This is a genomic window from Streptomyces niphimycinicus (assembly GCF_018883605.1).
GTDB lineage: Bacteria > Actinomycetota > Actinomycetes > Streptomycetales > Streptomycetaceae > Streptomyces > Streptomyces niphimycinicus.
On the sequence record NZ_JAHLEM010000797.1, the window covers coordinates 1 to 8625 of the forward strand.

Annotated in this window: 9 protein-coding genes and 1 pseudogene; 3 read left to right on the top strand and 7 right to left on the bottom strand. The window is 70.8% G+C overall.

Going from position 1 to position 8625, the window contains the following annotated elements; genetic code table 11:
- A partial coding sequence (locus KN815_RS42850; protein ID WP_216347169.1) for a nucleotidyltransferase family protein occupies window positions 1-457 on the top strand: 457 nt, incomplete at its 5' end.
- A gap of 126 nt (window positions 458-583) precedes the next feature.
- Window positions 584-2203, top strand: coding sequence for a malate synthase A (gene aceB / locus KN815_RS42855; protein WP_216347170.1), 1620 nt, complete (start codon window positions 584-586; stop codon window positions 2201-2203).
- Between the two features lie 69 nt (window positions 2204-2272).
- On the opposite strand, the gene KN815_RS42860 is transcribed toward aceB, so the two are convergent.
- The 7 genes from KN815_RS42860 to KN815_RS42890 form a co-directional block, all read right to left on the bottom strand.
- Window positions 2273-4123: an alpha-L-fucosidase gene (locus KN815_RS42860; RefSeq protein ID WP_216347171.1), complete on the bottom strand. Its 1851-nt coding sequence runs from the start codon at window positions 4121-4123 to the stop codon at window positions 2273-2275.
- Window positions 4124-4292: 169 nt separating this feature from the next.
- On the bottom strand, window positions 4293-5663 hold the full coding sequence (locus KN815_RS42865) for an 8-oxoguanine deaminase (protein ID WP_216347172.1): 1371 nt from the start codon (window positions 5661-5663) through the stop codon (window positions 4293-4295).
- Between the two features lie 98 nt (window positions 5664-5761).
- A complete protein-coding gene (gene pucL / locus KN815_RS42870) occupies window positions 5762-6643 on the bottom strand; it encodes a factor-independent urate hydroxylase (protein ID WP_216347173.1) in 882 nt (293 codons plus the stop codon).
- Between the two features lie 5 nt (window positions 6644-6648).
- Entirely contained in the window at window positions 6649-6987 is a 339-nt protein-coding gene (gene uraH / locus KN815_RS42875; RefSeq protein WP_216347174.1) for a hydroxyisourate hydrolase, read from the bottom strand.
- Window positions 6987-7517, bottom strand: a complete 531-nt coding sequence (gene uraD, locus KN815_RS42880) for a 2-oxo-4-hydroxy-4-carboxy-5-ureidoimidazoline decarboxylase (protein WP_216347175.1) — start codon at window positions 7515-7517, stop codon at window positions 6987-6989. Before uraD ends, uraH begins: the two co-directional genes overlap by 1 nt.
- A 73-nt stretch (window positions 7518-7590) precedes the next feature.
- The gene (locus tag KN815_RS42885; protein ID WP_216347176.1) at window positions 7591-7962 is read right to left on the bottom strand and encodes a helix-turn-helix domain-containing protein; all 372 of its coding nucleotides are present in this window, start codon (window positions 7960-7962) and stop codon (window positions 7591-7593) included.
- Window positions 7959-8210, bottom strand: coding sequence for a hypothetical protein (locus tag KN815_RS42890; protein WP_216347177.1), 252 nt, complete (start codon window positions 8208-8210; stop codon window positions 7959-7961). The genes KN815_RS42885 and KN815_RS42890 overlap by 4 nt, the downstream gene beginning before the upstream one ends.
- Before the next feature lie 136 nt (window positions 8211-8346).
- On the opposite strand from KN815_RS42890, the pseudogene KN815_RS42895 reads away from it, so the two are divergent.
- A pseudogene (locus KN815_RS42895) lies at window positions 8347-8625 on the top strand (hypothetical protein); the annotation flags it as partial.

Sequence of the window (8625 nt, forward strand, 5' to 3'; positions counted from 1 at the left end):
CTGCGCGCCCGTGCACATCGTGCTGGGCGCCGCGGCCGCGACCGTACGGGCACGGGCCCACCTGCCCGGGTACGTCCTGGTCGACAACCCCGACTGGGAGCAGGGCATGGGCTCCTCGCTGCGGGCCGGGCTCGGCTCACTGGCCGGTACGGGGGCGCGGGCGGCGCTGATCGCGCTGGTGGACCAGCCGGGGATCGGGGCCGAGGCGGTGGCGCGGGTGGTGGCCGCGTATCGCTCGCCGTCCACGCTGGCGGCGGCCGCGTACGGCGGGGAGCGGGGGCATCCGGTGCTGTTCGGCGCGGACCGGTGGGCGGATATCACGGCGAGTGCGGAGGGCGACCGGGGGGCACGCGCCTATCTGCGGGCGCATCGGTCCGCGATCACGCTCGTCGACTGCTCGGATATCGCCCGTACGGACGACATCGACACCCCCGAGGACTTGACGCTGCTGGAATGAGACGTCGAGGGGGCCATGGACGCGACCTTCAACAGAAGATTGAACTTCCACTATGAGAAACTTATTATCCACTAGACAAAATGACTGCGAGCGTCCAGCCAGGACTCGTCTAAGGAGTGACGGCCCATGTCCGCACCAGCGCCTTCCCCGCTGGCCATCGTCGACGCCGAACCGCTGGAGCGTCAGGGGGAGGTGCTGACCGACGCGGCCCTGGCCTTCCTGGCCGAGCTCCACCACCGCTTCACCCCGCGCCGGGACGAGCTGCTCGCGCGCCGCGCGGAGCGCCGCGCCGAGATCGCCCGCACCAGCACGCTGGACTTCCTCCCGGAGACCGCCCATATCCGGGAGGACCCCGACTGGCGCGTCGCCCCCGCCCCGCCCGCCCTCGAGGACCGCCGGGTGGAGATCACCGGCCCCACCGACCGCAAGATGACCATCAACGCCCTCAACTCCGGCGCCAAGGTCTGGCTGGCCGACTTCGAGGACGCCTCCGCCCCCACCTGGGCGAATGTGATCGGCGGCCAGCTCAATCTGATCGACGCCTATGAGCGCCGGATCGACTTCACCTCCCCCGAGGGCAAGAGCTACGCACTACGGCCCGACGATGCGCTGGCCACCGTCGTCACCCGGCCGCGCGGCTGGCATCTCGACGAGCGCCATCTGCGGGCCGCCGACGGCCGCCCCGTCCCCGGCGCCCTGGTCGACTTCGGGCTGTACTTCTTCCACAACGCCCGCCGGCTGCTCGCCCAGGGCAAGGGGCCGTACTTCTACCTCCCCAAGACCGAGTCGCATCTCGAGGCCCGCCTGTGGAACGACGTCTTCGTCTTCGCACAGGACCATCTCTCGGTTCCGCAAGGGACGATCCGCGCCACCGTTCTGATCGAGACGATCACGGCGGCGTACGAGATGGACGAGATCCTCTACGAGCTCCGCGACCATGCCTCCGGGCTCAACGCGGGCCGCTGGGACTATCTCTTCTCCATCGTCAAGAACTTCCGCGACGGCGGCCCCGGCTTCGTCCTGCCGGACCGCAACGCGGTCACGATGACCGCCCCGTTCATGCGCGCCTACACCGAACTGCTCGTCCGCACCTGCCACAAGCGCGGCGCGCACGCGATCGGCGGCATGGCGGCCTTCATCCCCTCGCGCCGCGACCCCGAGGTCAACGCGGTCGCGTTCGACAAGGTCAAGGCCGACAAGGACCGTGAGGCAGGCGACGGTTTCGACGGCTCCTGGGTCGCCCATCCGGATCTGGTCCCGGTCGCCCGCGCCTCCTTCGACGCGGTCCTCGGCGACCGGCCGCACCAGAAGGACCGGCTGCGCGAGGACGTCCGGGTCACCGCGGCCGAGCTGATCGACGTCGCGTCGCTGGACGCCAGGCCCACCCATGACGGCCTGCGCAACGCCGTGCAGGTCGGCACCCGCTATATCGAGGCATGGCTGCGCGGCCTCGGCGCCGTCGCGATCTTCAACTTGATGGAGGACGCGGCCACCGCCGAGATCTCCCGCTCCCAGATCTGGCAGTGGGTCAACGCGGGGGTGGTCTTCGAGAACGGCGAGAAGGTGACCGCCGATCTTGTCCGAAAGGTCGCCGCCGAGGAGCTGGCGGCGATCCGCGAGGAGGTCGGCGAGGACGCCTTCGCCGCGGGCAAGTGGAGCCAGGCGCACGATCTGCTGCTGAGGGTCGCACTGGACGCGGACTACACGGAGTTCCTGACGCTGCCCGCGTACGAACTGCTGGGCTGATCGGGCCCGTTCGGCCGCGCGGGCCCCGGACCGTACGGATACGGATACGCTCCGGGGCCCCGGCCGCCGCTACGGCGTGTAGAGCTGGGAGCGCGGCACGATCTGCTGGGGCACGCTGGGGCTGGACCACAGCAGCTTCATATGAGCCTCACCGGTCTGCTCGGTGTACTCGATCCTGATGGCGTGCTTGCCTCCGGCACGCAGTGCGACAGTCGCCTTGTCGACCTGTGGTTCATGCGGAGTGGTGTGGTCGATGACCAGACGGCCGTCGATCCACACCCGCGCGGTGTCGTCGGAGACGGTCGTGAGCGTGTAGGTCTCGCTGTGCCGGGGCTGGAGGAAGCCGGTCCAGCGGACGCCGAAGTGGTCGGCGGGGACCTCGGCGGCCGGGGAGCCGGCAAACCTCCAGATGTGGTTGACGGCCGGGTCGGTCCGGGTGACGGCCGGCGGCCCGGTGAAGGTCTCATTGGCGAAGATCTCTTCCCGCAGCCCCTGACCCCGGCCCTCGGGCGCCGCCGGGGCCGGTTTCACCGTCAGCTCGATCACCGAGGCGGTGGGGTCGGCCGGTCCGCCGGAGGGGGTGAGATCGAAACCGTCGCCCGCCTTGGCCACCTCGACTCGCTGTGCGCTGCCCAGCACCCGGGCGCCGGTCACCGTGAACGGCGCCCTGGCGGTGAGGTGGAGGGGCCGCCCCGCGCCGGGCCAGGAGGTGACGGACGCGTACAGCCGGTCGCCCGACCGGCTGACCGCGCCCCAGGACGGCTCGTCGACCAGCCCGGTGGCCCCGGCCCCGTACACCGCGCGGCCCTGGCCGGAGGTCCGCAGCCAGGAGCCGATCTCGCGCAGCCGGTCGACGGAGGGCTGGGGAACGCGGCCCAGTTTGTCGGGGCCGACATTGAGGAGGTAATTTCCGCCGCGGCTCGCGATATCGAGGAGATTGCGGGTGAGGGTGGCGGGCGACTTCCAGTCCTGGTCGTATTTGGCGAAGCCCCAGTGGCCGTTGAGGGTCATACAGCTCTCCCACAACTGCCCGGCCACGGGCGCGTCCGGGATTTCCTGCTCGGGCGTTCCGTAATCCCCGTCGACCACGCGCCGCTTGCCGACCCGGTTGTTGGTGATCAGATCGGGGTCGAGCCCGTGCAGATAGCTCTGGAGCCGCTCGCCGTCCTGGGCGGACCAGGTGTTGGCGGGGTTGTCCGCGTCCCATTCCCCGTCGAACCAGAGCAGCGCCGGATGGTAGCCGTCGATCAGCTCCTTGAGCTGGGCGTACATCCGCTTCTCATAGCGGGGGAAGGTGGCGGGGTCGGCGAAGTCGGGGTCGTGCCAGTCCCAGATCGAGTAGTAGAAGCCGAGTTTGATCCCGGCGGCGTCCGCGGCGGACTTCAACTCGGCCAGAATGTCGCGCCGTTGGTCGAAGGAGGAGTGGTCGCGCAGATTCCAGGTGTTCTGCTTGGTCGGCCACATCGCGTATCCGTCGTGGTGCTTGGAGGTGATGACGATATAGCGCTGCCCGGCGGCCTTGGCCGCCTTGACGACGGCCTCGGCGTCGAAGGACGCGGGATCGAAGTCCTGGGCCGCGTCCTCGTACTCGCTCATCGGGATCTGACAGCTTCGCTTGATCCACTCCGCGTCGCGGCACACGGTCCCGTCCGCCCGCTGGTATTCGCCCTCCAACTGGGAGTAGGCGCCGAAGTGGATGAACATCCCGAAGCGGTCCTGCCGCCACCAGCCGGTGCGGTCGGAGGTGAACGGATCGTCGGTCGCGTAGTCGGTGCCGGGTCCGGGCTCCCGCGCCGCAGTCGGCGCCGCCGGCGCCGCGGTGGCGGCGGAAGGGCCGCTGAGGATCGTCGCCAGCACCATGCCGAGCAGAAGGCTGAGCGCTCGGAGAGGGATGACGGCCCGTCGTCTGGACGTGCGCATGGCGGCTCCTGTGCTCATGGGTGGTCGGACAGGAGGGCTGGCCAGCCGCGTACGGGAACCTAGAGCCGTAAAGATGGGATGTCAACGGGGCCCGAACGCATCGATGGGCCGCTGGTGACGGCCTTTAGGCAGTCACCTCAGCGACCCATCCGATGAATCGGCGTGGCGTTCAGTCGTCCGCGGCGATACGGGCCAGACGTCGCGCCTCGCTGCGCGCCTCCCGTGCGATCTCGTCCTCGTCCACGGTGAGCAGCCGGCCCGACTCCACCACCGGAGCGCCGTTCACCAGCGACAGGGTGACCGGGGCGGGGGCGCCGAGGACGAGGGCGGCGACCGGGTCGGCGATCGACGAATGGCCGAGGCCGTCCAGCTTCCACAGCACCAGGTCGGCCAGTTTGCCCGGCTCCAGCGAGCCGATCTCGTTCTGGCGGCCGAGCACCCGCGCACCGCCGTAGGTGCCGAGGCGCAGCGCCTGGCGGACGTTCAGCGCCTTCTCGCGGTGGCCGCCGAGCCGGTTGACCAGCAGCGCGTTGCGCAGTTCGGTATGCAGCTCACCGGATTCGTTGGAGGCGGTGCCGTCCACGCCGAGGCCGACCGGTACGCCGGCGGCCAGCAGATCGGGGACCCGGGCGATCCCGGCGGCGAGCCGGGCGTTGGACGAGGGACAGTGGGCCACTCCGGTGCCGGTCCGGGCGAACGCCTGGATGTCGGTGTCGCTCATATGCACGCAGTGGGCCATCCACACGTCCTCGCCCAGCCAGCCGGTGGACTCGAAGTAGTCGGTCGGCCCCATCCCGAACCGCTCCTGGCAGAACTTCTCCTCCTCCACCGTCTCCGAGCCGTGGGTGTGCAGCCGTACGCCCTTGCGGCGGGCCAGCACCGCGGACTCGCGGAGCAGTTCGGTGGAGACGGAGAACGGCGAGCAGGGCGCGACGGCGATCCGCAGCATCGCGTCGGACTCCGGGTCGTGGTGGGCGTCGATGGCCCGCTCGGTGGCGGCCAGCGCGTCCTCGGTGGACTCCACGGCGAAGTCCGGCGGCAGCCCGCCGGCGGAGGCGCCGAGGTCCATGGAGCCGCGGGCGGCGGTGAACCGCACGCCCAGCTCGTCCGCCGCGCGGATCTCGGCGCCCAGCAGATCGCCGCTGCCGAGCGGGAAGACGTAGTGGTGGTCCATGGCGGTGGTGACCCCGCCGCGCACCATCATCGCCAGCGAGCCGCGGGCCGCCGCGTGGACCATCGGCTCGTCGATCCGCGCCCAGACGGGATAGAGCGCGACCAGCCAGTCGAAGAGGTTGCTGTCCTGGGCCAGGCCGCGGGTGAGCCACTGGTAGAAGTGGTGATGGGTGTTGACCAGGCCCGGGGTGACCAGGTGTCCGGTGCCGTCGATCCGGCGGACGACGTCTTCAAGGCCCTGCGGCGCGCGGCCCTCGCCCACCGACTCGATGCGGTTGCCGGCGACGACGACATGGCCGGACGCGTACTCGGTGTCCCGCGCGTCCACGGTGGCGACGGCGCAGTTCTCGATGACGATGCGGTGCACGGAGCGTGGCCCTTCCGTCGGATGAGTCAAGGGGGATCCGGTCAGTCGGTGGGGAGCCGTTCAGTCGGTGGGGATCCGTTCAGTCGGTCGGGAGCCGGTCAGTCGGTCGGGATCCGGGGTTCGGCGCCGTCCCGCAGCACGGTGGCCTCGATGAGCCCGTACGGCCGGTCGGCGGCGAAGTAGACCTCGTTGTCGTTGGTGAGGCCGAAGGGTTCCAGATCGACCAGGAAGTGGTGCTTGTTGGGCAGCGAGAGCCGTATCTCCTCGACCTCGGGGCGGCGCTCGATCACCCGCGCGCCCATCTCGTAGAGCGTCTGCTGAAGCGAGCGGGAGTAGGTCTCGGCGAACGCGCTCAGCAGATGGCCGCGTGCCTCCTCGTAGCCGTGGTCCCAGTCCGGCATCGGCCGGGTGTCATCGCTCCAGCCGTAGCGCCAGCGGGCGTGCACATCGGTGGCCAGGACGCGGTCGCGGGTCTCCGGCAGCGTGGTGTACCGGTCCTTGACATAGCCCCGGAACTCGGAGTCCGTGGTGTTCAGGACGGTGAGGCCGGTGAGCCCGGAGACCACCTCCCAGCGCTCGCCGTTGTAGGCGATCTGGGCGGTGCGCACCTCCTGGCCGCGGCGGACGAAGGAGTGCGCGGCGCCCCCGGCCGTCTGGATCCGCTCCCAGGCGTACTCCTCGACGCGGATGCGGGCGCGGTGGATGGGCTCCTGGCTGGTGACGAAGTGGCGGGCCAGCCGGATGCCGAACTCCTCGGCCGTGTCGATGCCGTGCTCCTTGGCGAAGGCGTACACGGTGTTCTTGGTGGCGTCGGTCGTCAGGACATTGGCGTTGCTGCCGGAGAGGTGGACCGCGGCCATCTCTCCCGACAGCGCCACCGAGACATTGAGGTCCTTGAGGTGGTGCACGGCGCCGTCGCGCACCACCCGCACGACGCGGGTTTCGGCTTTGCCGTAACTGTTCGGGCCGAGCGTGGGCATGGGTGCTAGCTCCCTCGGTAGACGGAGTAGCCGAACGGGGTGAGCAGCAGCGGTACGTGGTAGTGCTCGCCCGGCTCGACGGCGAAGGCGACCGCGACCTCCGGGAAGAAGGCGTGGGTCAGATACGGCCCGGTCTCGAAGCGCAGCCGGGCGTGGGTGGTGCCCTCGGGGAGGTCGGGCAGATCCTTGCAGCGCCCGTCGGCGTCGGTGAGGGAGTCGGCGTGCGCCGTCCACTGCGCGCCGGGTCCGGAGCGGACGGCCAGCTCGACGACCACGCCCACGGCGGGGCGGCCGATGCTGGTGTCCAGGATGTGGGTGGACACGGAGGTGGCACCGCCGGCCATCACCGCTCTCCTTCCGCCGGGGCCCGCGGGGCCCGAAGGGTTTCCGCCAGCCGGGTCAGCCGGATGCGGTTGATCTTTCCCAGTTCGGTGCGGATGATCTCGCGCTCGGTGTCGGCGTCATGGTGGATCCGCTCGCGCAGCGCCGTCAGCATCTCCTCGCCGGTGCGGCCGGTGGCGCAGATCAGGAAGACCTGGCCGTGGCGCTCCTGGTACGCGAGGTTCAGCTCCAGCAGCTTCGCGCGCTCCGCGTCCCGTACCCCGCTCTGCTCGCGGGCCGAGGCGGCGTCGCCCGGCGCCGGTCGCCCTATGGGCGGATGCGCGGCCATCGCCTCGGCGAGGTCGGCGGCGGTCAGCCCGGCCATGGCCACGTCGGCGGCGTCGAGCAGCTCCCCGACGGTGGCGTACGGCCGCCCGCCCGCGACCGCGGCGCCCCAGGCCCGGCTGGCGCACACCTCGTGCAGCAGCCCGGCGGCGGCGCGGTCGGCCACCGCGTTGAACCGGGCCAGCCCCGGCGGAGCACTGGAAGTCACTATCGCAAGCTAGGAGGCGCCCTCGCCGGACGTCAACACTTTGTTGAAAAATGCGTGTAACGAGGGGGCTCGGTCAGTCCCCGTTCTTCTCGCGGTTGAGGTAGTTGTAGACGGTGAAGCGGCTCACGCCGAGGGCTCCGGCAACCGTTTCGACACCGTGGCGCACCGAGAAGGCGCCGCGCTGTTCGAGCTGGCGGACGACGGACTGCTTGGTCTTGCGGTCGAGAGCCGAGAGCGGCACGCCGTGGCGGCGCTGGAGGTCGGCGAGGATGTGATCGAGCGAGTCCGAGATATGCGGCAGCCTTACGGCGACCACCGGGCGGCCCTCCCAGGAGAGCACCACATCGTCGCCCCTGGCCCGGTCCGGGGCGATCATCTCGCCGCCCATGGCGTCCACGAGCGGCCGCACCGCGGCGGCGAAGGGGTGGTCGGCCGGTACGCTCACGCCTCGCCCTCCCTGACCACGTTGACCTGGAGCGAAATGCGGGTGGCACCGGCTTCGAGGGAGCTGCGCAGCAGCCGGTCGACGGCTGCCAGCACCGCCTCCGCCCCGCCTTCCGCGGTGTTGCCGAAGGGGCCGACGTCGACGGCGTCCAGCGGGGCGGCCTGGACGGTCTCACGGGCCGCGACGGCGTGCGGTGGCACCTCGTCGAGGTCGAACGGTTCGGTGGTGAACTCAACCCTCAATCTCACGCCGTAAACCTACTGCGTCAGCCGTAACACGGCGCCCCCACTGCGGGGGACTAAACGCCCAAGTACCTCGCCGCGGCCGACCGCTTCGGGGAGCATGGACGCATACCGCATCCGCCCCCGTCCACGGAGCGCCCCGATGACAGACAACGTGCCGGTGCGGTGTCCCGCGTGCCGTCGCGAGCAGTCGTTCACACCGCCCACCTTCCCCTGTTCCTGCGGCGCGCCGGTCACCCTGCCCGTCCTCCGTGACGGCACCCCGGAGGAGGTCGGCCACCGCACCTGGGAGAACCTGTGGGTGGCGGTGAACTGCCCGTCCTGCGGCCACCGGTGCCACTGGCCGCAGCCGGAACTGGGCTGCGACTGCGGCGCGGTGGTCCGCGTCCCCGTCGCCGCCGCGCCGCCCCCGGCCGACCCG

Bases quoted from the DNA above. Each gene is read 5' to 3' on its own strand.
- aceB (WP_216347170.1), top strand. From the start codon at position 584: ATGTCCGCACCAGCGCCTTCCCCGCTGGCCATCGTCGACGCCGAACCG.
- KN815_RS42860 (WP_216347171.1), bottom strand. From the start codon at position 4,123: ATGCGCACGTCCAGACGACGGGCCGTCATCCCTCTCCGAGCGCTCAGC.
- uraH (WP_216347174.1), bottom strand. From the start codon at position 6,987: ATGGCCGGCGGTGCCACCTCCGTGTCCACCCACATCCTGGACACCAGC.
- pucL (WP_216347173.1), bottom strand. From the start codon at position 6,643: ATGCCCACGCTCGGCCCGAACAGTTACGGCAAAGCCGAAACCCGCGTC.